Below are 22,693 nucleotides of genomic sequence, written 5' to 3'. Positions count from 1 at the left end.
GTCGAGCGGGTTCCGTCCCCCCGGAACGTCCAGCTTTCAACCGAACGGGTGGTGTGGTGCACCACCGATAACGAGCGGGCCCTGCGCCGCGACGACGAGGCAGAACGTTCCATCGGGGGAGCGTCGGGGATCGTCGGGGGATGACATGGGTGTTCTGGCCGCCGTGGGTGCGATCGGTGTCGGCGCGGGCGCGTGGATGGTGACGCCGCTGGTGAGCATGGCCCGCCGGGGCACGCTCGAGCAGCAGGCCGCCGCCGCGATCCGTGAGCAGACGCAGCGCGTCGCGTCCGTGCAGCGCGCCCGTCGCCGCGCCGCGATCGTCGCCACCATCCCCACCCAGCGCACCGCCGCGCCGGCCACCCGCCGCTCGCCGATCGCGAGCTGAGCGTCCGGCGCACGGCCGCCGGCACGGTGCTCCGGGACTGTTAGCGTCCGGCGCCCGATCGGCCCCACCACCGTTCCGCCGGTCGGCGACCGGGGGGTCCGCCATGGCTGTACGACACCGGCTGCGAGTGCTCGTCCTCGTCCTGGCCGCGGCGGTGGTCGCCGGGTGCGGGTCGGCCCCGCCGCCCGCGCCCGCCGCACCGGCCGGGGCGCCGCCCGGGCAGGCGCGCGACGCGCAGGCCCGCAACGCGGGGCCGGCCCCGGCGGACGGGTCGGTGCTCGCCTTCGCGGACGCGCAGCTCGCGGCCACCGCCGACACGCTCGCGCCGCCGGCCTACCCGGTCCGCACGAACCCGGACGGGTCGTGGCTGACCAAGCCCGCGAAGGACTGGACCGCGGGCTTCCTGCCCGCGGCGCTCTGGCGGGTCTTCGAGCGCACGCAGGACCCGGTGTGGCGCGAGCGCGCCGAGCGCTGGCAGGCGCCGCTGACGCCGGAGACGGCGCACGACGACACCGACCTCGGCTTCAAGATGTACATGACCTTCGCGGTCGACCACCAGCTCACCGGTGACGAGGCGGCGAAGCAGACCGCGCTCGCGGCCGCGGACACGCTCGCCGCCCGGTTCGACCCGACCGTCGGCATGATCCGGGTGTGGGACGAGCGGGACGACCAGGAGAAGTACCAGGTCAACATCGACGCGATGATGAACCTGGAGCTCCTGTACTGGGCCGCGCAGAACGGCCGCCCGCAGTACGCCGACATCGCGAACCGGCACGCGGACCGCACGATCACCGACCTCGTGCGCCCCGACGGGAGCACGTCGATGTTCGGCGGCTACGACCAGCGCACCGGCGCGCTCCTGCGCACGTACACCGAGCAGGGCGCCCGTGACGACTCGACGTGGGCGCGCGGGCAGGCGTGGGCGGCGTACGGGTTCGCGATGGCGTACCGGTACACGCAGGACCCGCGCTTCCTGGACACCGCGCACCGCACCGCCGACTGGTTCCTCGGCCACCTGCCGCCCGACCGCGTGCCCTACTGGGACTTCGACGTCCCGCAGGCGCCGCCGGAGCCGCGGGACACCTCGGCCGCCGCGGTCACCGCGAGCGCGCTGCTCGCGATGAACGAGCTGGACACCGACCCGGCGCAGAAGACCGCCGACGTCGACGGCGCCCGCGGGATGCTCGCGTCGCTGTCCTCGCCGGCCTACCTCGCCCGCGGCACCCCGTTCCGCTCGGTCCTGCTGCACGGCACCCAGAACGTCCCCGAGGGCCAGGCGGACACGGGGATCATGTTCGGCGACTACTACTTCGTCGAGGCCCTGACCCGCTGGGAGCGCCAGGTCGGGCCGTCGACGCAGCTCACCGGGGGTTGACCGCCCGCGCGGTGTGAGCGACGTCGACGTGGGTCCCGTGCGGTCGGCGGGCATCCTGTCCCCGATGACGGACCACGCATCGGGCGCCGCGACACCGCGCCACACCCGGCGGCGTCACGCGACCCTGCACGGGGACCACGTCGCCTTCTGGGACTCGGGCCCGGCCACCGACGGGTCCGGGGAGCCCCGCGACGACGAGCTCGTCCTGCTCGTGCACGGCATCGCCGGCTCGGCGCACACGTGGAGCCCGCTGCTCGCCGCGCTCGCACGCCGCCACGAGACACGCCGCTACGTCGCGCCGGACCTCCTGGGGCACGGATCCTCGTCCGCGCCGTGGGCCGACTACTCGCTCGGTGGCTACGCGACCGGCCTGCGCGACCTGATGGTCTCCCTCGGGTACCGCCGCGCCACGGTCGTCGGCCACTCGCTGGGCGGGGGTGTCGCGCAGCAGTTCGCGTTCCAGTTCCCCCAGCACACGAGCCGGTTGGTGCTCATCGACTCGGGCGGGCTCGGCCGCGAGGTCAGCCCGGTGCTGCGGGCCGCGACGCTGCCCGCCGCCGAGTGGGTCCTGCCCGTCATCGCGGGGACGGGCGTGGTGCGGGCCGCGGAGTGGCTCGCCTCGGGGGCCCGACGCCTGTCCGGTGTCGTCTCGCCGTCGACGCGGGAGTCGGGCCGGGCGTGGGCCTCGCTCGCCGACCCCGTGCACCGCCGCGCCTTCGTGCACACGGCCCGCAGCGTGATCGACAGCGGCGGCCAGCGCGTGCGGGCCATCGAGCGCCTCGACCTCGCCGCGGACCTGCCGCTGCTCGTCGCGTGGGGCACCGCGGACACCATGATCCCCATTGAGCACGGGCGACGCGCGCACGAGCTGGTGGCCGGCAGCGAGCTCGCCCTGTTCGAGGGCGCCGGGCACTTCCCGCACTGCGACGAGCCGGACGCCTTCGCCGAGCGGCTGCTGCGCTTCTTCGACGACCACCCGCCGGTGGCGCTCGACCCCGCCGACTTCGCCGACCGGATCGTCTCCCACGCGGACCTCGACGAGTCCCGCTGAGGCCCGTCCGTCAGAAGTTGCCCTTGGCCGACCACCCGCCGTCGACCGGGTAGGTCAGCCCGGTGAGGAACGCGCCCTCGCGGAAGAAGTACGCGACCATCGACGCGATCTCCTCCGGGCGCCCGAGCCGGCGCACCATGTGCGCGTCGGCGTTCGCCTGGCGCATCTCCGGGGTGATGTCGGCGAGGATCGGGGTGTCGATCGTCCCCGGCGCGATGGCGTTGATGAGGACGTGGTGCGGGGCGTACTCGAACGCCGCCTGGCGCGTCAGGGCCGCGACGCCGCCCTTCGCCGCCGAGTAGGACGCGAGGTTCGGCAGGCCCCGCAGCGCGGCGAGCGACGAGATGTTGACGATGCGCCCGCCGCCGCGCTCGATCATCCCGGGGATCACGGCGCGCATGCCGAGCCACGGGCCCTTGAGGTCGGTGGCGATGACCTCGTCCCACGCCTCCTCGGTGAGGCCGGTGACGGTGTCCTCGCTGAGGAGGTTGACGACGCCCGCGACGTTCGCCAGCAGGTCCACGCGGCCGTAGGCGCCGACGACGTCGTCGACCGCGTCGGACCAGGCGTCGGCGCGGCGCACGTCCACCCAGACCGCGCGTCCCGAGCCGCCGTCGGCCTCGATCTGCTTGACGGTGTCGGCGGTGTCCTGGATGTCGGCGCACGCGACGTGCGCGCCCTCGGCGGCGAGGCGCAGCGCGGTGGCGCGCCCGATGCCCTGGGCGGCGCCGGTCACGAGCGCCACGGAGCCGGCGAGGGACGCGGTGCGCGGGTCGGGGACGGAGCTCGAGGTCATGGTGGTTTGCCTCCGGGGTGGGGTGCCGGTCCAGTCGACCCGCCCTCCGCTCCCCCGCGACAGGCCCGCTCGTGGCGGGCGTTGTCGGCGAGCACAACTCAGCCGTCGTCGCGGAACCACCCGGCGAGCTCGAGGATCTGGAAGGCCGTCCGCGCCGCGAGCAGCGTGTCGAGCGACGCCGGGTCCTTGCCGGTGATCTCCCGGACGCGTCCCAGCCGGTAGCGCACGGTGTTCTCGTGGACGCCGAGGTCCGCGGCCGCGCGCTGCACCCGGGCCTCGGCCGCGAGGAACGCCCGCCACGTCGCGAGCAGCGCCCCGTCGGCGCCGTCGTGCTCGCGGACCGGACGGACCAGCTCGTCGGCGAACCGCACGGCCTCCCGCACCCTCCCGCTCGCCACGACCACGCGGAACAGGCCCAGCTCGTCGAGGGTGACGACGCGCCGCGACCAGCCGAACGAGCGCGCCAGCTCCTCGACCTCGCGCAGCTCGCGGTGGGCGCGCGGGAAGTCCTCGGGCTCGCGGCACACCGCGGACACGACCCCGCCGCGCACGTGCACGCGGGGCACGACGGCGTCGGCGACCGCGGCGACGTGCGCGCGGACCTCGTCGGGGTGCGACACGCCCGCCCCGTCCCCGAGGCGCACGAGCACGACCACCGCGCCGGGCAGCGTCGTGGCCGGCGCCTCGTCGGTGCCCAGCCGCGCGGCGAGGTCGGCGACGACGAGCCGGCGCGCCACCGATGCGTGCAGGTGCCCCTCCCCGCCGTCCACCGCGAGGCGGACGAGGACGTGCGGCTCGGTGAGGTCGATGCCGAACGGCACGCCGCGGCGCGCGAGCTGGGCGACGTCGCGGTGGCTGTGGAGCAGGTCGGAGAGGAAGTCGTCGCGCGCCTGGCCCTCGGCCTCGATCTGCCGGCGCTCCGAGAGCACCTGGAGCGCGAGGACGGTGGCGCCGCGCTCGGCGAGCTTGGTGTCGAGGTCGCCGAGCGCGCGCCCGGCCTCGACGACGGTGAGGTAGCCGCTGGGCCGGCCCTCCACGATGAGCCGGCACACGACGTGGCGGCGCCCCAGCCCCAGCACCGACGACGGCTCGAGCACCGTGCTCGGCCGCGCGGCGGAGAGCTCGGCGAGGGCCGAGCGCAGCACGGGGCGCTCGCGGGCGCGGTCGCCGAGGACCGGCGGGCCGGCGCGCAACGGGGTGGGCGCGGTCCAGGTCAGGACGGCGAGGTCCTCGTCGAGCAGCGCGACCGGCGCCCCCGCGAGGTCGGAGAGCAGGCCCACCACGGCACGGATGTCGGCGCCCTCGAGCACCGCGCCGGTCAGCCGCGCGTGGACGTCGGCGAGGTACTCGAGCGTGCGCTTCTGCCGGTCGAGCTCCTCGGCCTGCGCCGCGAGGCGCGACGCCTGCAGGGCCTGGCGGATGAACAGGGCCGCGAGGCGGCCGAACAGCTCGGCCAGGGAGACGTCGTCGTCGGTGTAGGTGTGCTCCTGGGCGACGTTGTCGACGAACACGAGCCCGATGACCTCGCCGTCGAACACCAGCGGCACGCCGAGCATCGCCCGCACGCCCCAGTGCTCCATGGTGCGGCGGTGGGGGCGCGGGTCGTTGGGGACGTCGCTGATGAGCACCGGGGCGGCGCTGCGGATCACCTCGCGGCTGAAGGCGTCGCCGGGGATGCCGGCCTCCTGCGCCTGGACCGCGGCGCTGATGTTGCCGGCCTCGCCGCACCAGCCGGCGCCGCCGCGGAAGCGGCCGTCGTCCTGGCGCAGGTAGACCGAGCAGCGGCTGACACCGAGCAGGTCGCAGAGCTTCTGCCCGACGAGCGCGAGGAGGTCCTCGAGGCGGGTGGCGGTGATCGCCTCGGTGGTGACCTCGGAGAACGCGGCGATGACCTCCCGCTCGCGCGGCGTCCCGGCGGGGGCGGCCGGGCGCGCGACGGCGAGGGGGGTCACCATGCCGGTACCGCCTCCCCGTCGACGCGTCCGCAGGCCGAGTCTGCCCTGCGGACCGCGTCGAGGGGGAGGGGTCATGGCGGCACGAAGCGCAGCGGAGCTGCCGCGCCGGGGGTGGACATCGAGCCGGTCAGCCCGGCCTCAGACGGCGGCCGGGGTCTTCGTCCGCATCTTGTGCAGCTCCGGCACGACCTTCTCGCCGAAGAGCTTCATGCTCGCGTGCACCTTGTCGTAGGGCAGGCCGGCGTAGGAGAAGGCGAGGTTGGCCATGAAGTCGCCGACGGCGTCGCGGCGCTCCTCGTACTTGCCGATGATCTGCTCCGGCGTGCCGTAGACGTTGGCGTCGACGTAGGCGCTCGCCGCGGTCTCCATGCCCGCCTCGCGGATCATGTCCGCGCCGACCTGGTACGCCTCGTAGCCCGGCGTCTCGCGCCAGTGCGAGCCGGCGAAGTCGTAGTGCTTGATCACCGACAGGAAGTACCGCGAGATGTACTCGTGGGCGACCGCCTTCGCCTCGTCCGGGTCCTCGTGGCAGTAGGTGAAGTCCTGCAGCAGCGGCGGGCCGGGCTCGGTCCCGTGGTGCTCGCGGTGCAGCCCGCGCCAGCGGTTGATCGCCTCGGCGTGCGTCCCGATGTCGTACTGCATGAACGTCATCATCTGCACCGGCAGCGTGGCGATCGCCGGGATCGAGTCCGGCGACATCGCCACGCCGAACAGGCGTCCCTCCAGCGAGCGGCTCGGTCCGGGACGGACGGCGGCGCGCGGCTGGTGGTAGTGGGTGCCGTCGTGCTCGACGATGCCCTCGGCGAGCCCCTTGATGATCATCGGCGCGGCCTCGTCGAAGCGGCCGCGGGCCTCGCCCATGTCGGTGCGGAAGGCCTCGTACTCCATCTTGGCCAGGCCGCGGCCCATGCCGAACAGCGTCCGCCCGCCCGAGAGGTGGTCGAGCATGATGACCTTCTCGACGACGCGCAGCGGGTCGTTCCACGGCAGGATCACCGCGCCGGTGCCGAGCTTGATCCGCTCGGTGCGCCCGGCCAGGTAGCTCATGAGCTGCAGGTTGTCGGGACACATCGAGTAGTCGTCGAAGTGGTGCTCGGCCGCCCACACCGAGTCGAAGCCGTACTGCTCGGCGAGGACCCCGAGCTCGGCGTCCGAGCGGAACACCTCCTCGTCGGTCTTGTCGGAGAACCAGTTCTGGATGACGAGCAGGACGCCGACGTCCATGGGGTGACCTCCCGGTCGAGACGATGAGGAGCGGATCAGGCGCCGAGGAAGACGGCGCGGGTGTGCTCGGTGTCGAGGTACTCCTTGACGCGGCGGATGCGGCCGTCGGAGAGCTCGAAGACGAAGTGGTAGAGGTTGTTGTAGACGCGGCCGTTGGTGAGCTCGGCGTACGACTCCGTCTCGGCCGCGACCCGGTCGCCCTCGGCGGTCAGGGCCTTCGGCGTCAGCGCGATCGCGCCGGTCGTGGAGAGCGTGGACAGCCCGGCGAGCATCTCGCCGAACGCGGCCCTGTCCTTCTCCCCCGAGATCCCCTCGATCGTCCCCGCGACCCACCACGTGGCGTCGTCGGTGAGGAACGACAGGATCGCGTCGACGTCGCCGCGGGAGAACACCTCCATGAACTCCGTGACGACGGCCTTGTTGGCCTGTTCCTTGCTCTCGGTCGCGGTCTCGGTGCTCATGGGCTCGACGCTAGGAACGGGGAGGCCGGCGACGGAACGTCGCTGCCCGGTGACCGTTGGAGGTCCGCACAACTCATCCGGTGCCCCCGAAGGTCGCCATGAGACCGCCGTCGACGGGGACGACGGCACCGGTCATGTAGCTCGCGCCGGCCACGGCGACGACGACGTCGGCGATCTCCTCGGCGGTGCCGGTCCGCCCCGCCGGGATCGCGGCGACGATCCGGCGGCGGGCGGCGGCCGAGACGCCGGCGGTCATGGCGGTGTCGACGAACCCCGGCACGACGAGGTTCACCCGCACCCCCGCCGGCGCGAGCTCGACCGCCAGCGAGCGGGTGAGGCCCGCCAGCCCCGCCTTCGCCGCCGCGTAGGCGCTGTCGCCCGGGAAGCCCCGGAAGCCGACGACCGCGCCGACGTTGACCACGGCGGCGCCGTCGCCGAGGTGCGGGACCGCGGCGTGGCAGACCTCGTAGGCGCCGGTGAGGTTGGTGGCCACCACCTCGTCCCAGCGGGCGCGGTCGAGGTCGGCGATGCGCCCGCCGCGGTGCACGCCGGCGCAGTTGACGACGACGTCGATGTCGCCGAGGTGCTCGCGCGCCCGGGCGAGCGCGGCGGCCACGCTCGCGCCCTCGGTGACGTCGGTGGGGATCTCCAGGACGTCGTCGGAGGTGTACTGCTCGGTGGCGGGCGTGCGCGCGAGGACCGCGACGGCGCCGCCGGCCTTCGCGACGTGGTCGACCACCGCCCGCCCGATGCCGCGGGTCCCCCCGGTGACCAGCCAGCCTCGGCGCATCGTCACCGGCCCGTCTGCTCCAGGAACGCCCGGAGCTCGGAGAGATAGGCGTCGCGCTGCTCGATGTGCGGGGCGTGGCCGACGCCGTCGAAGGGGACGAGCCGGGCGTCCTGGTAGAGATCCACCGCCGCCTCGGCCCCGGAGAACGGCACGAACCCGTCGCTGCGGCCGTGCAGGAGCAGCACCGGCACCTCGAGCGTGCCGATCGTCTTGCGCTGGTCGAGGGCGGCCAGGTCGCGCAGCGAGTCGTCGCCGCGCGGACCCATCTCGAGGAACATGCCCCACATCCAGTCGACGACGTCGCTGCTCACCGGCACCGCGCACACCGCCTGCGCGACGCCCTTGAACGTGGTGGCGCGGTCGGCGGCGGCGCCGGCGAGCACCGCCTCGACGTCGTCGACGGTGCCGCCGTGCGGCCAGTCGGACGCCGACGTGTAGCGCGGGGTGGCGCCGCCGGTGAGGACGAGCCCGCCCGCCGACGACCCGAGCCGGGCGGCGGCGTCGACGGCCACCGCGCCGCCCAGCGACCACCCGTTGATCACCGGGCGCTGCAGCCCGAGGTGCTCGCACAGGCGGGCGACGTCCGCGCCGATCGCGCCGATCGAGACGTCGGCGAAGTCCTTGTCGGAGCGCCCGCAGCAGCGCTGGTCGAGCAGCACGACCTCGTGCCCGTCCGCGCGCAGGGCCGGCGCGACCGTGTCCCACGACCGCGCCGTCACACCCCAGCCGTGCACGAGCACCACCGGCTGGCGCTCCCCCGCGTGGTGCTCGAAGTAGATCTGCCGGCCGTCCTCGACCTCGAGGTGTCCCACGTCGTCCTCCTGCTCGCTGCCCGCCGCTGGTCTCGTGGCGGACGCTAGGAGCGGCCGGCGCGCGCCCGGGAGCCGTCACCGGCCGGGGCGTTGTGGCTTCCTCCAAGGTGCGCTCCGCGCACGTGAGCACTTTCGCGTGCTAGAGCACTTCTTTCTGCTCACGTGCGCGCAGCGCACCCCGCAGCGCGCGCTTGTCCACCTTGCCGACGCTGGTGCGGGGCAGGGCGTCGACGACCTCGACGCGGTCCGGGCGCCACCAGCGCGGCACCCGGCCCTCGAGCGCGTCGAGCACCGCGCCAGGGTCGAGGGCGTCGCCGGCCGGCACCACGACCGCGACCGGCCGCTCCTGCCAGCGCTCGTGCGGCACCGCGACGACGGCGACGTCCGCGACGCCCGGCGCCTCCAGCAGCGCCGCCTCGAGGGCCAGCGAGCTGATCCACTCGCCGCCGCTCTTGATGAGGTCCTTGACCCGGTCGACCACCCGCAGCCGGCCGTCGCGGTCGATCGCCGCGACGTCCCCGGTGCGCAGCCAGCCGTCGGTGAACGCCTCCGGCCGCTCGCCCCGGTAGTACGAGCTCGCGACCCACGGCCCGCGCAGCCACAGCTCCCCGCGCGACACGCCGTCGTGCGGGACGACCGCCCCGTCCTCGTCGACGAGCCGCCAGCGCAGCCCGGGCAGCAGGCGACCCTGCGTGCGGACCTGCTCGATCCGCTCCTCCGGGGTCGCGTCGGGCTCGGGCGCGGAGAACGTCGCCATCGGCGAGGTCTCGGTCATCCCCCAGCCCTGGAACGCGGGCACGCCGAGGTCCTCGGTGATCGCGCGGATCAGCTCCCGGCTCGGCGTCGAGCCGCCGAGGACGAGAGCGCGCAGGCTCGACAGGTCGGTCCCGGTGCGTCGGACGTGCTCGACGAGGTCGACCGCCAGCGTCGGGACCATGCCCAGGTAGGTCGCGCGCTCGCGCTCGACGATGGTCGCGACGTCGGCGATGCGGGGGTGGGGGCCCGGCAGGACCTGGTCGGCGCCCACCATGAACGCCGCGAGCGGCACGCCCCAGGCGTTGGCGTGGAACATCGCGACGAGGTGCACGACGCGGTCGCGGCGGCTCAGCGCGTGCCCGTCGGCGAGCCCCGCCGCCATGGTGTGCAGGGACAGGGCCTTGTGGGAGTAGCCGACGCCCTTGGGCGCCCCGGTGGTCCCGGTCGTGTAGCAGAGGGCGGCGAGGTCGTCCTCGTCGCGCGGAGGTGGGCCCTCGAGCGGTTCCCCGGACGCGACCAGGTCCTCGTACGCCAGCTCCCCCGGCTCGGGCTCGCCGTCGAGGACGACGACGCGCATCCCCGGCCGCGCGGCCCGGGCGGGCGCCGCGGCGGGGCGCAGGGCCGCGTCGAGGAGCAGCACGGTGTCCTCGGCGTGCTCGACGACATAGGCGATCTCCGCCGGGTCGAGGCGCAGGTTGACGGTGTGCAGCACGGCGCCGGCCAGCGGCACGGCGAGGTAGAGCTCGAGGTGGCGGTGGTGGTTGCCGGCGAGCGTCGCCACCCGGTCGCCGGGCCGCACGCCGAGCGCCACGAGCGCGCCCGCGACCCGGCGGATGCGCGCGTCCTGCTCGCGGTAGGTGCTGCGGCGCACGCACACGCCGTCGACGTAGTCGACGATCGCGCGGTCGGGGGCGTGCTCGCGGGCGTGGTCGAGGAAGGCGGTGACGAGCAGCGGCTCACCGCTCACGCCATGGCTCCGGGCCGGCTCGCCAGCCGCTCGCGGACCCGGGGCGCCACCTGCGTCGCCAGCACCTCGACGCGCCGCGAACCGTGGTCGACCGACTCGCCCGGCAGCTGCGCCCAGAAGTGCACGTCGCGGATCTGGGGGCGCTCGGTGAGCATCGCGGTGAGCTCCTCCACCGCGGTCGCCGGGTCCCAGAGCGTGAACGCGCCGGCGGCCACGATCTGGCCCGGGTCCTCGAAGCGGGGCGTGGCGTCCGGCGGCCCGAATGCGCCCCACGCGATGTAGGTGTTGAGCTGGGCGAGCACCAGCGGGCCGATCTCGGCCCACTCCCGCTCGGGATCCTCGGCGATGAGCGCCCACTGGCCCGCGTAGATGCGGCCCTCCTCCCGCGGCGTGCCCTGGCGCTCCAGCGCGTCGAGGTAGACCGCGTGGTGGTGGTTCTGGGTGGACAGGAAGCCGTCGCCGATCCGCGCGACCCGCTCGATCGCCGGGTCGGCCATGGCCCCGACCAGCAGCTTCGGCGGCTGCTCGGGCTGCGGCGTCACGGGCAGGCCCGGGAACCGGTAACGCTTGCCCTCGTACGGCTCGGTCGACCCGGACCAGGCGCGGCGGATGATCTCGACGCCCTCGGTGAGCAGGCTCGGGCGGTTCTTGATGTTCTTCCCGAACGCCGCGAACTCGCGCTCCCAGTAGCCCTGGCCGACGCCGAGGTCGAAGCGCCCGCCGGTCAGCAGCGAGACGGTCGCGGCGTCCTCGGCGAGGCGGATCGGGTCGTGCAGGGGCGAGACGATGAGGTTCGTGCCCACCCGCATCCGCCGGGTCCGCTCGCCGATCGCCGCCGCGAGCGTGAACGGCGAGGGCGTGTAGCCGTCGTCGCAGAAGTGGTGCTCGGTGAGCCACACCGAGTCCAGCCCCAGCTCCTCGGCCCACGCGATCTGGTCGAGGACCTGCCGGTAGAAGGTGCTGAACGGCCGATCCGGCACCGGGTTGCGGAAGTCGTACCAGAGCCCGAACGCGACCTCGTGATCCATGCTCCCGATGCTGGCCAGCGCCGACCCGCCCGCGGCACCACCGAGCTGTCGGCCTGTTGTGGACCTCCCCAAGGTGCGCTGCGTGCTCACGTGCGCGTAGCGCACCACGCCTCCTCGAGCAGCGCGGGCACGTCGTGCTCGAGCGCCGCGGCGTACGGGGTGTCGAGCTCGCCGCGGCGGTACTGGGCGTAGGCCGCCTCGACGATCGCGGCGAGCTTGAACAGCGCCAGCACGCGGTAGTAGGCGACGTCGCCGACCGGGTGCCCGACCTGCTGCTCGTACCGCGCCACGAGGTGCTCGACGGGCGGCGCGCCGGGTCGTCGGGACACGGCCTGGAGGGCGGGCATCGCCGGCTTGTCCACCGCGCGCGCGCCCCAGAAACCCAGCAGCAGGCCGAGGTCGAGCAGCGGGTCGCCGATCGTCGCCATCTCCCAGTCGATCACCGCGAGCAGGCGGGGCTCGGCGCGGGCGAACAGGCAGTTGTCGACGTGGAAGTCGCCGTGCACGAGGCCCGGGCGGAAGGTGGCGGGGCGCCGGTCCTCGAGCCACGCCGCGACCTCGTCCATGTGCGGCAGCGGGCGGCACGCGATCTTCTCCCACTGCCCGTACCAGCGGCGGACCTGGCGATCGAGGAACCCGTCGGGACGCCCGAAGCCGTCGAGGCCGACCTCCTGCCACGCCACCCGGTGCACGGCCGCGAGCGCGTCGACCACCTCGTCGGCGAGGGTCGCCACGGCGTCGTCGGGCCACGGCGCCGGCAGCGTGTCGGTGATCGAGACGGCGTCGGGCAGGTGCTCCATGACCAGGAACGGGCCGCCGGGGACGTCGGCGTCCTCGCAGCAGGCGGCCGGGCGCGGGGCCGGGGCGCCGGCGGCCGCGAGCGCGCTGAGCACGCGGTACTCGCGCCCGACGTCGTGCGCCGACGCCGAGAGCGCGTGCCGCGGCGGGCGCCGCAGCACCCAGGAGGCGCCGGCGGCGTCGGTGAGCAGGCAGGTCTCGTTGGAGTTCCCGCCGGTCAGGCGCTCGAGGCGCCAGGGCCCGGTGCCGTCGAGGTGGTCGTCGAGCCAGGTCTGCAGGCCGTCGGCCACGGCGAGGGTCACACCGTCTCCAGGGGGTGCTCGAGCACCTCGGCGAAGCGGGCCAGGGCGGCCGCGCGCCGGGTGGGGACGTGCTCGGTGGGCGTCGCGGTGGGCGTGTAGTCGCGCAGCAGGCGGCGGGCGACGCTCACGCGGTGCACCTCGTCGGGTCCGTCGTAGATGCGCGCGGCGCGGGCCCAGCGGTACATCTGCTCGAGGGGCATGTCGGTGGTGAAGCCCAGCGAGCCGTGGATCTGCACGGCCCGGTCGAGGACGTCGTGCAGGACCTGCGCCCCGTGGTACTTGATCATCGCGATCTCGGTGCGGGCGGCGGGCGCACCGACCTGGTCGATGCGCCACGCCGTGTGCAGCGTCAGCAGCCGCGCGGCCTCGATCGCCGCGGCGCTGTCGGCCACCCAGTTCTGCACCGTCTGCTTGTCCGCGAGCGGGCCGCCGTGCACCGAGATCGACACCGCGCGCTCGGCGAGCATGTCGAACGCGCGCCGGCACACCCCGATCCAGCGCATGCAGTGGTGGATGCGCCCGGGCCCGAGGCGGCGCTGGGCCAGCGTGAACGCCTCGCCGCGCCCGCCGAGGAGGTTGTCGGCCGGCACCCGCACGCCGTCGTAGACGACCTCGCCGTGCGCCCACACCGGGTTCTCCCCGCCGGGGTCGTTGAGCAGCCCGAGGTCCCGCACCCGGATGCCGGGGCTGTCGCCGGGCACGAGCAGCATCGACATGCGGTGGTGCGGGTCGGCGTCGGGCTCGGTGACGGCGAGGACGATGTGCAGGTCGCCGCGCGAGGCGTTGCCGACCATCCACTTGCGCCCGGTGATCACCCACTCGTCACCGTCGCGCTCCGCGCGCGTCGTGAACTGGCGGGGGTCGGAGCCGGTGCCCTGCTCGGTCATCGCGAACGCCGAGAGGATGCGCCCGTCGAGCAACGGGTCGAGCCAGCGGCGCTTCTGCTCCTCGGTCCCGGCGAGGGCGATGAGCTCGGCGTTGCCCGAGTCGGGGGCCTGACAGCCGAAGACGAACGGCGCGAGCTCGCTGCGCCCGAGCACCTCGTGCAGCAGGCCCAGGCGCAGCTGACCGAAGCCCTGCCCGCCGAGCTCGGGGTCGAGGTGCGCCGCCCACAGCCCGCGCTCCTTGACCCGCTCCTGCAGCGGCGCGGCGAGCCGGCGGAAGGACGCATGGTCGAGGTCGAGCACCTCGAGGGGGTAGATCTCCTCCTCCACGAAGGCCCGCGCCCAGTCGAGCTCGGCCGCGAACTCCGGCTCGGTCGAGAAGTCCCAGGCCATCCCTCTCCCCTCGTCGTGACGTGGTGACGCTAGGAAGTCCGAGGGGTCGTCGCGACCGAGCACGTGCGCGGCTTTGGAGCTTCGTCCAACCGCGTCAGATCACCCCACGTGCTCGCAGGTCGCCGGTGACCGAGCGCTCGTCGCGGGACACGCTCGTCCACATCACGACGGTCAGGAGCGGCTCGTCTCCCGCGGCCGCAGGTAGATGAGGCGGCGGGAGGAGGGTCGCTCGGGCTCAGGCCGAGCGTCGGCCGCCGGGGCGACCTCGGCGTCGGCGGGCCTGCGGGCCTCCGGGACGGCCACGTCGCCCTCGCGTCGCTCCTCGATCTCGAGCATCGCGCGGCGGATGCGGTCGACGAGGTCGGCGTCGGCGCCGTCGAGCGCTGCGGTCAGCCACCGCAGCGCCCCGCCGTCCCACCGGCCCGGCTCCGGGGCGTGCGCCGCGGAGCGCGCGGAGAGCACGACGCCGAGCCGGTAGAGGGCCTCGGGTTCGAGGTCGTCGGGCGGCACGCCGGTGGCGAGCCACAGGGCGACCTGGTCGTCGCCGCGGGCCAGCGCCACGCGGGCGACGCGCGCCCGGTCGTCGGGGGCGAGGCGGTGCCACAGCTCGCGGGCGAGGTCCTCGGGGATCGCCCAGCCCGTGGCGTCGCGGTCGGCGAGGGGCGAGAACATCCGGTCGGCGGCCAGCGTGCGCCCGCCCGGGCGCGCGTGGAGCAGGCGCAGGCCGCCGTGGTCGGTGCGGAGGAGCTCGCGCACGACGCTGCGCAGCGTGCCCGGCGACGTGGCGGGCGCGCCGAGGGCGGCGAGGTGGGGCGGGGCGAGCTCGACGAGCAGGGCGGGCGTGAGCGGGAGCGGGACGCCGAGGCGCTCGTGGTCGACGGCGACACGCAGCAGCGCGAGGGGCACGAGCGACGACCAGCCGACGGGGTCGAGCACGGCGTGCGCCCGCGCCACCGGCCGGACGGTCTCGCCGATCGGCGGGTCGCCGGGCATCGTGACCAGCGCGCCCTCGAGCCGCGCGCGGGTCGCGGGGGCCAGGTGGGCGTCGAGGAAGGTCCGCCGGGTCGTCAGCACCAGGCGCACCGTCGGGGTGAGCGCGGCGTGCACGTCGGCGGTGAGCTGGTCGAGCAGCGCCGGCGGCGCGTCGTCGGCGACGACCACCACCGGGCCCGAACGCGCGGCGATGCCCCGGGCCGCGCGCAGGACGGCGGCGAGGTCGGCGCTGTGGGGGTCGGTGACGGGCAGCAGCAGGCGGTCGCCCAGCATCCGGCGCAGCGCACGGTGGGTCGCGCGCGAGGTGCCCGCGAGGCGCTCCCCGGTGACGACGACCAGCGGCCGGTCCCGCCCGCACGCGTCCTCGAGGACGTCGTCGACCGGGCGGGCGACGTAGGGCGCTCCGGCGTCGGGGTCACGCACGCCGAGCAGCTCCGGCCCCGCGGCGCAGGCCTTCACCGGCTCCGCGCACGCCTGTCCCCGCCCCCTCGCCACTCCCCGAGTGTCACGACGACTCGATCGAGGGAACAGACAACGCCGCGGTTGTCACCCGTTTGCCCGGCGTGTCGGGCTCGCCTGCCGACCCGTTGTCACTCTCCGGATGCGCCAGCGGGCGGACGCGGGCGTTCCGACACCGACGAGCGAGAACTGCTCCGGACCGAGACGAGGAGTGTGGGTCACGAGCGAACGGCAACTCTGCACTACGCCGATCAGCTCAGTGCCGAGGAGCGCTGAGCGCACGGAGGTGCTCCATGGGTCGCCACGACCGTCACGACACGACCAGCACGCCCGCCGCGTCGGGCAGCAGGCAGGACAGCACGCAGGACCGCACGCAGGACCGTCCGGCACCACGACGGATCGCCCTCGCCGTCCGGCAGACGATCCCCGCGCCGCCGGCCCCGCTCCCGGGCTCCGACGCCACGACGCTGACGATCCGGCCGTTCGGCCCCGCCGGGCCGACGGTGACGCCGGGCCCGGCACCACGCGTCGACGGCGCCGGCCCCATCCCGACGGCCGGGCCGCCCGCGCGGTTGAGTCGTCGCGAGCGTCGTGCCGCGAAGCAGGAGCAGGCCGAGCGGGCGGCGCTCGCCGCCCGCCTCTCGCGCGCGCAGCGCCGCACCCGTCAGGTCGCGGCGTGGGGGACGCCGCCGGTGCCCGCGCCCCGGTCCGCGGACCCGTCGTCGACGAGCGGACCGCTCGCCGTCGACGCCCTGCGCGCGGCCCGGCCGCCGGGCGCCGGGGTCTTCGTCCCGACCCAGCGGTCCTGAGCCTGCTCGGTGGCGGGGCCCGCGGGCCCCGCCACCGGCCTACTCCTCGTCGGTCCGGAAGTCGTCCGGCGTCGCCTCGGACAGGGCGCGCCGCAGGGCCTCGACCTCGTCCTCGACGTCCGCCGACGTCGCCGGCGCCGCCTCGGTCTCGTCGGGCTCGTCCTCGGGACCGCCGACCGTCGCCACCGCGTTCGCGGGCAGCGCGGCCTCGCTGAGCACGTCCTCGGACACCTCGATCGGGCAGCCCTGGTGCACCGCGAGCGTCACCGCGTCGCTCGCCCGCGCCGACACCGACCGCGAGCCGCCGTCGGCGGTCCGCAGGTCGAGCTCCGCGTGGAACTGCCCCTCCACCAGCGCCGTCAGCCGCACCCCGACGAGCTGCGCCCCGAACGCCTCGACCGCGTCGAGCAGCAGGCGGTGGGTCAGCGGGCGCGGGAGGGTCGCGGCGACCTCGGCCGCCGCGAGCGCCGTCGCCTCGGGCGCACCGATCCAGATCGCGAGGTACCGACGTCCCCCGCCCTGCTCACGCAGCAGGAGCACCGGGTCCTCGCTCCCCTGCTCCTGCCCCACACCGGCGACCTCGACCACAGCCATGCCTCCACTATCCGCCCGCCCGCGGGCGGACGTCGACCCGGCCGGCGCCGCGTGTGTCACCGCGCCGAGGCGATGCCCCCGGCCAGGCGGGTGACGGCGATGCGGGTCTCCTCGACCGCGGCGACGCAGGCGCCGGGATCGGGCGTGGTGCCCGCGACGCACCCGGCGCGCGTGAAGCTCTCGTGGCCCGCGCGCACCGCCGCGGCCGGGTCGGTGACCTCGCGGTCGTCGGGACGGGCGGCCGCTGCCGCGTTGGCGACGTTCAGGACCTCCTCCTCCCACCGCCCGCACAGCGGCCAGCGCCGGCCGATGTCGCGCGCGGTGTAGCAGGGGTCCTGCTGCACGAGGCCCAGCTTGGTGCGCGCGGCCTCGAGCGAGCCGTCGGGGCGCGCGGGCGACGCGGACGTGCCCTCGGTGAACGACGACGACGTGCAGCCGGCCAGCGCGAGGCACAGCGCCAGCGCGGCCACGAGGCGTCCCGTCACCGACCCACGGTGTCAGGGGTGCGGGGGTGTCGCCACCGCGGTGGTCACGCCGTGGCCGGGAAGTCGGTGTCGCGCCCGAGGGCCTCGACCTCGTCGAGCTCGGCCAGCCGCGCCTGCAGCGTGCTGCGGATGCTGTCGAACGCGCTCGGGCCCAGGGGCAGGCGCAGGGGCGGGTCGGCGAGGTCCGCGACCTGGACGACCACCTGCGCGGCGCGCTCCGGGTCGCCGGGCTGGGTGCCGTGGAGCTTGGCGAACTTCGCCCGCGACTCGTCGAGGACCTCGGAGTACGCCGCCATCGGCTCGGCGCGCGCGGGCGAGCGGCCGGCGAAGTCCGTGCGGAACGGGCCGGGCTCGATCATCGTGACCCTGATGCCCAGCGGCGCCACCTCCGCCGCGAGCCCCTCGGACATGCCCTCGAGCGCGAATTTGCTCGCCGAGTACGCCGACCCCCCGAGCGCCGAGCGCACGCCGGCCAGCGACGACATCTGGATCACGTGCCCCGATCCCTGCGCCCGCATCACCGGCAGCACCGCCCGCGTCACCGCGAACGCGCCGAACACGTTGACCTCGAACTGCGCGCGGATCTGGGCGTCGGTGAACTCCTCGAACGCCCCGCGGCTGCCGTAGCCGGCGTTGTTGACCAGGACGTCGATCCGTCCGAACGCGGCGACCGCGGCGTCGACGGCAGCGCGCACCGAGCCCTCGTCGGTGACGTCGAGGGCCGCGGCGCGCACGCGGTCGGGGGCCTCGGCGGCGAGGTCGGCGACGTCGTCGGCCCGTCGCGCGGTGGCGACGACCCGGTCGCCGCGCGCGACCGCGGCCCGGGCGATCGCGCGCCCGAACCCGCTGCTCGTCCCCGTGATGAGCCAGACCCGCCCGTCCTGCACTCCCTGCGGCGCGGACATCGCCGCCTCCTCCCGCTGCTCGGTCTCCCCGACGCCCCGAGTCTGCCCCTCGTGGCAGGCGCGACCCCGGAGACGGCGCTCACCCCGGGTGCTGCGACCACGGCCGCCGCGGTCGCGTCACGGCGTGGGCGTGCCGGCCGGGCAGGATCGATCCGTGGACCAAGGTGGAGCGGCGGGCGTCGTCGTCACGACGAGCAAGTCGCCCTCGGACGCGCTGCGCGACGAGGCGCACCGGCTCGCCGCGACGTGGGGCCTGCCCGTCGTCGAGCGGCACCGCGGCTCGGTGGCGACGGCCCGGGGCGACGCCGCGACCGCGCTGGTGTGCACGAGCGAGGGCCTGGTGGCCGAGTCGGCGCGCGGGCGGCTGGCGTTCCACCAGGGCACGGCGGCCAAGCGCCTGCGGACCCTGCGCCACGGCGGCACCGACCCGCTCCTGCGCGCCGGCGAGCTCCGCCCCGGCGACCGGGTGCTCGACACCACCCTCGGCCTCGGCCGCGACGCCCTCGTCGCCGCCTGGGCGGCGGGCCCCGAGGGCGAGGTGCTCGGCGTCGAGGCCGACCTCGTGCTCGCGATCCTCGCGACCGAGGGCTTCGCCGGCGCCATCCCGCGCGTCGGCTCGGCGCCGGTGCGCGTGCGCCACGGCGACTCGCGTCCGGTGCTGAGCGCGATGGCGGCCGCGGGCGAGCAGGTCGACGTCGTGCTGCTCGACCCGATGTTCGCCGACCCCCGCGCCTCCGACCACGGCTTCGCCCTCGCCCGCGACCACACCGTGCCCACGCCCCTGACCCCGGAGTGGGTGGCGCTCGCGCGCGCGGTGGCGCGCCGCTGGGTCGTGGTCACGGCCGAGCGAGCCCGCCCGTGGTTCGACGAGGCCGGACTGGAGCGCCTCGAGGGCACCCGCTCGGGACGCTGGTTCCGCGCCCGCCCGGCGTGACGGGCGCCGAGGTCAGCGCCGCGGCGTGGGCGAGGGTGGGGTCCGCCGGGTGTCGGCCGGCCGGGTCGGCGGGGCCGGCGGCTGCCCGGACCCCTCGAACGGCGTCGACTGCCAGCGCTGGTCGACGGCGGGCCTCGGCTCGGTGCCCCGCCACGACGGCCACGCGATCACCACGGCCATGGCGAGCATGACCAGGGCGAGCAGGTCGGCCGTCGTCACCCCGTGCCGGCGGGTCAGCTCCAGCAGGACCTCACCCTCGACGGGCTTGTTGATGCGGACCCAGATCACCGCACCGATGACGAGCAGGCCCGCCAGCAGCAGACGCCGGACCGAGAACACCATGTGCGTTAGACGTGCGCGGGCCACGGATCGTTCCCCGGGTGTTCACCACGCCACCCGTCAGTGCTCGAGCACCAACCGCAGCAGCAGCACGACCAGCCCCAGGACACCGGCTCCGACCGCGCCCCGCAGCGCGCCGGTCCACCGCCGCCGGGCCCGCCACCCCGCGATCCCGCCGATGACGACCAGGAACGCCAGCCCCAGCCAGACGACGGCGTCGAGCGCGGTGACGGGGTCGTAGAGCCCGCTGATCCCGCCGACCACGACGACGAGCAGCGGCACGACGCCGAGCAGGAGGAACTGCGCCGAGTGCCACCGGATGTGCCGCAGCTCCGCCCGCGTGGGCGGCGGCAGGTCCTCGCGCGCCCGCCGCGCGAGCGACTTGGCGAAGGTGTGCGCCGCGAAGGCCGCGATCAGCGGCCCGAGGACGATCTGCCCGGCGACGACGAAGTCCTCGATGCCGTCGTCGAGCGCGACCACCAGCACCGTCATCAGCACGACCGTGCCCTCGACGCCGATCTCGACGTCGAGGCGCAGCGGTCCCCACCGGACGACGGGCATGTCGCTCACGGGCGCATCCTCCCCGCGCGCGACCGACCGGCGGCGTCAGGTCACCGACCGGGTGATCAGGGGTCCATCGCCAGCACGTCGCGGAGGCCGCGGTCGATGAACTCCGTGTCCTCGGGACACAGCCCGCCGCCGGCGAAGTGACCCCACACGCCCGGGATGACCCGCACCTCGCCGCGCGGGATGTGCTGGGCGGCCCACTGCTCGTCCTCCGGCGGGAAGTACAGGTCCTTCTCCGCGGGCATCGACAGCAGCGGGCAGCGGATCGAGTTCAGCGCCTTGACGGTGTCGCCGTCGAAGCCGGGCGTGTTGCCGACGTCGCCGTGCCACCACGTCCAGGCCATGGCGAGCAGGTTGTTCGGGTCGCGCTCGTCGAGCCAGAAGCCCTCCCAGAACCCGACGAGGAAGTCCTCCAGCGACGAGAAGCCGAGGCGTCGCCACTCCTCCTGCCAGTAGAACGCCTGCGAGAACCCCCATCCCGCGTAGACGCGGGCGAAGGCGCGGATGCCCTTCTCCGGCAGCTCCCGGTACCAGCCCTCCGCGAACGCGGCGTCGGCGCGCAGCGCCGCGGTGATCGACTCGAGGAAGACGCGGTTGTGCTGGCTGGTGACGCTCGACCCGCAGAACGGCGCCGCCCGCTGCACCATCTCGGGGTGGCTGACCGCCCACTGGTAGGTCTGCCCCGCACCCATCGACCACCCCGTCACGAGCCGCAGGGACTCGATCCCGAAGTGCTCGGTGACGAGCTTGTGCTGGCACTCGACCTGGTCGTAGAAGGTGACGTGCGGGAACCGCGCGCGGTCGTAGGGCGGCGGGGTGTTGCTCGGCGACGACGAGAGCCCGTTGCCGAGCATGTTGGGCACGATGATGAACAGCTCGTCCGGGTTGAGCGCCTTGTCGGTGCCGATGAGCCACTCGCTGTCGGTGTGCCGGCCCGAGTACCAGGTCGGGTAGACGACGGCGTTGCTCTTGTCGTCGTTCAACGTGCCGTAGGTCTGGTAGGCCAGCTTCGCGTCGCGCAGCGTCAGGCCGTCCTGGAGGACGACGTCGCCGAGCTCGAAGAGCTGGTGGTCGGTGGGGATCGGCATGGACGCTCCCGTCGTCGCCGGGGCGGATCGTTTCCTCGGAAACTAGTCCGGCGTCGGCGCGCGTCAAGACCTGCGTCACCTCACCCGGCCGCGCACGACGGCCGGTCCTAGGGTCCCGGCGTGACGCTCTGGCACGCGGTGCTCATCGCCGTCGCCGGCGTGTGGGCGGGGACCATCAACACGGTGGTCGGGTCGGGCACGCTCGTCACGTTCCCCGTGCTCGTCGCCCTGGGCTACCCGCCGGTGACGGCGACGACGTCGAACGCGATCGGCCTGGTCCCGGGCTCGATCACCGGCGCGTGGGGCTACCGCCGCGAGATCACCGGCGCGCGTCGACAGCTCGTGACGTGGTCGGTGTGCTCGGCGCTCGGCGCGGTCGGTGGCACGGCGCTGCTGCTGTCGCTGCCCGAGGACGCGTTCGAGACGATCGTGCCGTTCCTGGTCGCGATCGCCCTGGTGCTGGTGGTGGTCCAGCCGGTGCTGACCCGCCGGCTCGCGCGGACCCCGGCCGCGTCCCGCCGCACCTGGCCGCTCTACCCGCTGATCTTCCTCGTCGGCGTCTACGGCGGGTACTTCACCGCCGCCCAGGGGATCCTGCTGGTCGGCGTCATGGGCCTCCTGCTCACCGAGCCCCTGCAGCGGCTCAACGGCTACAAGAACGTCCTCGCCGCGGTGGTCAACGTCGTCGCGGGCGCGGTCTACGCCGTCGTCGCGCCGATCAGCTGGCCGGTCGTCGCGATCCTCGCCGTGAGCTCGACGATCGGCGGCCTGCTCGGGGCGAGGATCGGCCGGCGCCTCTCCCCGACGGTGCTGCGCGCGGTGATCGTGATCGTGGGGCTCGTGGCGATCGTGCGGTTGGTGACGGAGTAGGTGTTCGCATCCGCGTCGACCGGGCTGCAACCGTGCCGTCCGGCTGGGTAGCCCGGCACGATGACGCCCCCCGGCACCGCGCGCCTGGCCCGCGACCTCGGCCCCGTGCTGCGCCGCACCACCGACGACGGCGCCGCGCACGAGCCCGGCGTGCTCCCCGAGGACCTGCGCCGCGCCCTGCTCGCCGAGGTCGACGCCGAGCGCTACGCCCCGTTGCCGGCGGTCGAGGGCCCCCACGGCGTGCGCCAGGACGGCGAGTACCTCGTCCTGGCCGGCGAGGAGGTCGGCCGCCGGCCCGTCGTCGACGCCCTGCGGACCGCCCTCGTCGACGCCGTCCGGGTGTCGGGAGTGCCCGGCATCGACGCCTGGTGGCCGGACGAGGTGACGATCCAGCGCTACGCCCCGGGCAGCGGCGGCATCTCCACCCACCTCGACGGGCGGCGCCACCGCCACCTCGTCGCCGTCCTCACCGCCGAGGGCTCGGCCGTGCTCCGGCAGTGCTCCGACCGCGCGGGCACCACCCTCCGCGCCTGGGACGCCGACGCCGGCAGCCTCGTCCTGCTCCGCGGGCCCGGGCTCGCCGGCGTCGAGGACGGGCGGCCGCTCCACGCCGTCGACGGGCCCGTGGACGGCCGCCGGACGTCGGTGACCTTCCGCGCCACCGGCGCCTGAG

The 22,693-nt window shown here is 75.1% G+C and carries 24 protein-coding genes; 7 read left to right on the top strand and 17 right to left on the bottom strand.

Features of this window, described 5'->3' with window-relative positions; all coding sequences use genetic code 11:
• The first annotated feature begins 163 nt into the window (after nt 1-163).
• The 3 genes from PGB27_RS16045 (at nt 164) to PGB27_RS16035 (ending at nt 2,811) form a co-directional block, all read left to right on the top strand.
• The gene (locus tag PGB27_RS16045) at nt 164-385 is read left to right on the top strand and encodes a hypothetical protein (RefSeq protein WP_274201376.1); all 222 of its coding nucleotides are present in this window, start codon (nt 164-166) and stop codon (nt 383-385) included.
• Between the two features lie 103 nt (nt 386-488).
• The gene (locus PGB27_RS16040) at nt 489-1,760 is read left to right on the top strand and encodes a glycoside hydrolase family 88 protein (RefSeq protein WP_274201375.1); all 1,272 of its coding nucleotides are present in this window, start codon (nt 489-491) and stop codon (nt 1,758-1,760) included.
• A 64-nt stretch (nt 1,761-1,824) separates the two neighbouring features.
• Complete coding sequence (locus PGB27_RS16035; protein WP_274201374.1) at nt 1,825-2,811, top strand: alpha/beta fold hydrolase; 987 nt, start codon at nt 1,825-1,827, stop codon at nt 2,809-2,811.
• 10 nt (nt 2,812-2,821) lie between these two features.
• On the opposite strand, the gene PGB27_RS16030 is transcribed toward PGB27_RS16035, so the two are convergent.
• The 11 genes from PGB27_RS16030 to PGB27_RS15980 form a co-directional block, all read right to left on the bottom strand.
• Nucleotides 2,822-3,607 carry an SDR family NAD(P)-dependent oxidoreductase gene (locus PGB27_RS16030; RefSeq protein WP_274201373.1) on the bottom strand — a complete coding sequence of 262 codons (786 nt, stop codon included), beginning with the start codon at nt 3,605-3,607 and terminating at the stop codon, nt 2,822-2,824.
• 98 nt (nt 3,608-3,705) lie between these two features.
• Complete coding sequence (locus PGB27_RS16025) at nt 3,706-5,562, bottom strand: GAF domain-containing protein (RefSeq protein WP_274201372.1); 1,857 nt, start codon at nt 5,560-5,562, stop codon at nt 3,706-3,708.
• Between the two features lie 138 nt (nt 5,563-5,700).
• A complete protein-coding gene (locus tag PGB27_RS16020; RefSeq protein WP_274201371.1) occupies nt 5,701-6,786 on the bottom strand; it encodes an LLM class flavin-dependent oxidoreductase in 1,086 nt (361 codons plus the stop codon).
• Nucleotides 6,787-6,821: 35 nt separating this feature from the next.
• Entirely contained in the window at nt 6,822-7,247 is a 426-nt protein-coding gene (locus tag PGB27_RS16015; RefSeq protein WP_274201370.1) for a nuclear transport factor 2 family protein, read from the bottom strand.
• 73 nt (nt 7,248-7,320) lie between these two features.
• Nucleotides 7,321-8,037, bottom strand: coding sequence for an SDR family NAD(P)-dependent oxidoreductase (locus PGB27_RS16010; protein WP_274201493.1), 717 nt, complete (start codon nt 8,035-8,037; stop codon nt 7,321-7,323).
• Nucleotides 8,038-8,039: 2 nt separating this feature from the next.
• Complete coding sequence (locus tag PGB27_RS16005) at nt 8,040-8,849, bottom strand: alpha/beta fold hydrolase (protein WP_274201369.1); 810 nt, start codon at nt 8,847-8,849, stop codon at nt 8,040-8,042.
• 139 nt (nt 8,850-8,988) lie between these two features.
• A complete protein-coding gene (locus PGB27_RS16000; RefSeq protein WP_274201368.1) occupies nt 8,989-10,572 on the bottom strand; it encodes a long-chain-fatty-acid--CoA ligase in 1,584 nt (527 codons plus the stop codon).
• On the bottom strand, nt 10,569-11,600 hold the full coding sequence (locus tag PGB27_RS15995) for an LLM class flavin-dependent oxidoreductase (RefSeq protein ID WP_274201367.1): 1,032 nt from the start codon (nt 11,598-11,600) through the stop codon (nt 10,569-10,571). The genes PGB27_RS16000 and PGB27_RS15995 overlap by 4 nt, the downstream gene beginning before the upstream one ends.
• Nucleotides 11,601-11,686: 86 nt before the next feature.
• Nucleotides 11,687-12,700 (bottom strand): phosphotransferase family protein, encoded by a 1,014-nt coding sequence (locus tag PGB27_RS15990; protein ID WP_274201366.1) that lies wholly within the window; start codon nt 12,698-12,700, stop codon nt 11,687-11,689.
• Nucleotides 12,697-13,977: an acyl-CoA dehydrogenase family protein gene (locus tag PGB27_RS15985; RefSeq protein ID WP_274201365.1), complete on the bottom strand. Its 1,281-nt coding sequence runs from the start codon at nt 13,975-13,977 to the stop codon at nt 12,697-12,699. The genes PGB27_RS15990 and PGB27_RS15985 overlap by 4 nt, the downstream gene beginning before the upstream one ends.
• Nucleotides 13,978-14,148: 171 nt before the next feature.
• A complete protein-coding gene (locus PGB27_RS15980) occupies nt 14,149-15,429 on the bottom strand; it encodes a hypothetical protein (protein ID WP_274201364.1) in 1,281 nt (426 codons plus the stop codon).
• A 293-nt stretch (nt 15,430-15,722) separates the two neighbouring features.
• On the opposite strand from PGB27_RS15980, the gene PGB27_RS15975 reads away from it, so the two are divergent.
• Nucleotides 15,723-16,238, top strand: coding sequence for a hypothetical protein (locus PGB27_RS15975; protein ID WP_274201363.1), 516 nt, complete (start codon nt 15,723-15,725; stop codon nt 16,236-16,238).
• Between the two features lie 39 nt (nt 16,239-16,277).
• Here PGB27_RS15975 and PGB27_RS15970 read toward each other — a convergent pair whose 3' ends face one another.
• Genes PGB27_RS15970 through PGB27_RS15960 form a run of 3 tightly spaced genes read right to left on the bottom strand, consistent with a single transcriptional unit; the run spans nt 16,278 to nt 18,222 of the window.
• The gene (locus tag PGB27_RS15970) at nt 16,278-16,832 is read right to left on the bottom strand and encodes a bifunctional nuclease family protein (protein WP_274201362.1); all 555 of its coding nucleotides are present in this window, start codon (nt 16,830-16,832) and stop codon (nt 16,278-16,280) included.
• A 56-nt stretch (nt 16,833-16,888) separates the two neighbouring features.
• Nucleotides 16,889-17,317, bottom strand: coding sequence for a hypothetical protein (locus tag PGB27_RS15965; RefSeq protein ID WP_274201361.1), 429 nt, complete (start codon nt 17,315-17,317; stop codon nt 16,889-16,891).
• A 44-nt stretch (nt 17,318-17,361) separates the two neighbouring features.
• Nucleotides 17,362-18,222, bottom strand: a complete 861-nt coding sequence (locus tag PGB27_RS15960) for an oxidoreductase (protein WP_274201360.1) — start codon at nt 18,220-18,222, stop codon at nt 17,362-17,364.
• Nucleotides 18,223-18,376: 154 nt separating this feature from the next.
• Here PGB27_RS15960 and PGB27_RS15955 point away from each other — a divergent pair, with 154 nt between their 5' ends.
• Complete coding sequence (locus PGB27_RS15955; protein ID WP_274201359.1) at nt 18,377-19,156, top strand: class I SAM-dependent methyltransferase; 780 nt, start codon at nt 18,377-18,379, stop codon at nt 19,154-19,156.
• 12 nt (nt 19,157-19,168) lie between these two features.
• On the opposite strand, the gene PGB27_RS15950 is transcribed toward PGB27_RS15955, so the two are convergent.
• From PGB27_RS15950 to PGB27_RS15940, 3 genes are read right to left on the bottom strand one after another with little or no spacing between them, the layout of a single operon-like run.
• On the bottom strand, nt 19,169-19,522 hold the full coding sequence (locus PGB27_RS15950; RefSeq protein WP_274201358.1) for a hypothetical protein: 354 nt from the start codon (nt 19,520-19,522) through the stop codon (nt 19,169-19,171).
• Nucleotides 19,523-19,555: 33 nt separating this feature from the next.
• Nucleotides 19,556-20,065: a cytochrome c-type biogenesis protein gene (locus tag PGB27_RS15945; protein ID WP_274201357.1), complete on the bottom strand. Its 510-nt coding sequence runs from the start codon at nt 20,063-20,065 to the stop codon at nt 19,556-19,558.
• A gap of 56 nt (nt 20,066-20,121) precedes the next feature.
• Complete coding sequence (locus tag PGB27_RS15940; protein WP_274201356.1) at nt 20,122-21,150, bottom strand: alpha/beta fold hydrolase; 1,029 nt, start codon at nt 21,148-21,150, stop codon at nt 20,122-20,124.
• Between the two features lie 120 nt (nt 21,151-21,270).
• On the opposite strand from PGB27_RS15940, the gene PGB27_RS15935 reads away from it, so the two are divergent.
• Both PGB27_RS15935 and PGB27_RS15930 read left to right on the top strand, forming a co-directional pair.
• Nucleotides 21,271-22,020, top strand: coding sequence for a sulfite exporter TauE/SafE family protein (locus tag PGB27_RS15935; protein WP_274201355.1), 750 nt, complete (start codon nt 21,271-21,273; stop codon nt 22,018-22,020).
• Nucleotides 22,021-22,080: 60 nt separating this feature from the next.
• Nucleotides 22,081-22,692 (top strand): hypothetical protein, encoded by a 612-nt coding sequence (locus PGB27_RS15930; protein WP_274201354.1) that lies wholly within the window; start codon nt 22,081-22,083, stop codon nt 22,690-22,692.
• Nucleotide 22,693: the final 1 nt, after the last annotated feature.

It is taken from the genome of Actinomycetospora lemnae (genome assembly GCF_028737315.1).
GTDB lineage: Bacteria > Actinomycetota > Actinomycetes > Mycobacteriales > Pseudonocardiaceae > Actinomycetospora > Actinomycetospora lemnae.
This window is presented reverse-complemented; position numbering and strand designations above follow the sequence as displayed.

What these genes read in the sequence shown, in the direction of transcription:
- PGB27_RS16015 (WP_274201370.1), bottom strand. Translation starts at nt 7,247, where the DNA reads ATGAGCACCGAGACCGCGACCGAGAGCAAGGAACAGGCCAACAAGGCC.
- PGB27_RS15930 (WP_274201354.1), top strand. Translation starts at nt 22,081, where the DNA reads ATGACGCCCCCCGGCACCGCGCGCCTGGCCCGCGACCTCGGCCCCGTG.
- PGB27_RS16030 (WP_274201373.1), bottom strand. Translation starts at nt 3,607, where the DNA reads ATGACCTCGAGCTCCGTCCCCGACCCGCGCACCGCGTCCCTCGCCGGC.
- PGB27_RS15970 (WP_274201362.1), bottom strand. Translation starts at nt 16,832, where the DNA reads ATGGCTGTGGTCGAGGTCGCCGGTGTGGGGCAGGAGCAGGGGAGCGAG.
- PGB27_RS16020 (WP_274201371.1), bottom strand. Translation starts at nt 6,786, where the DNA reads ATGGACGTCGGCGTCCTGCTCGTCATCCAGAACTGGTTCTCCGACAAG.
- PGB27_RS16010 (WP_274201493.1), bottom strand. Translation starts at nt 8,037, where the DNA reads ATGCGCCGAGGCTGGCTGGTCACCGGGGGGACCCGCGGCATCGGGCGG.
- PGB27_RS15975 (WP_274201363.1), top strand. Translation starts at nt 15,723, where the DNA reads ATGGGTCGCCACGACCGTCACGACACGACCAGCACGCCCGCCGCGTCG.
- PGB27_RS16040 (WP_274201375.1), top strand. Translation starts at nt 489, where the DNA reads ATGGCTGTACGACACCGGCTGCGAGTGCTCGTCCTCGTCCTGGCCGCG.
- PGB27_RS15940 (WP_274201356.1), bottom strand. Translation starts at nt 21,150, where the DNA reads ATGCCGATCCCCACCGACCACCAGCTCTTCGAGCTCGGCGACGTCGTC.
- PGB27_RS15960 (WP_274201360.1), bottom strand. Translation starts at nt 18,222, where the DNA reads ATGTCCGCGCCGCAGGGAGTGCAGGACGGGCGGGTCTGGCTCATCACG.
- PGB27_RS16025 (WP_274201372.1), bottom strand. Translation starts at nt 5,562, where the DNA reads ATGGTGACCCCCCTCGCCGTCGCGCGCCCGGCCGCCCCCGCCGGGACG.
- PGB27_RS15985 (WP_274201365.1), bottom strand. Translation starts at nt 13,977, where the DNA reads ATGGCCTGGGACTTCTCGACCGAGCCGGAGTTCGCGGCCGAGCTCGAC.
- PGB27_RS15995 (WP_274201367.1), bottom strand. Translation starts at nt 11,600, where the DNA reads ATGGATCACGAGGTCGCGTTCGGGCTCTGGTACGACTTCCGCAACCCG.
- PGB27_RS16035 (WP_274201374.1), top strand. Translation starts at nt 1,825, where the DNA reads ATGACGGACCACGCATCGGGCGCCGCGACACCGCGCCACACCCGGCGG.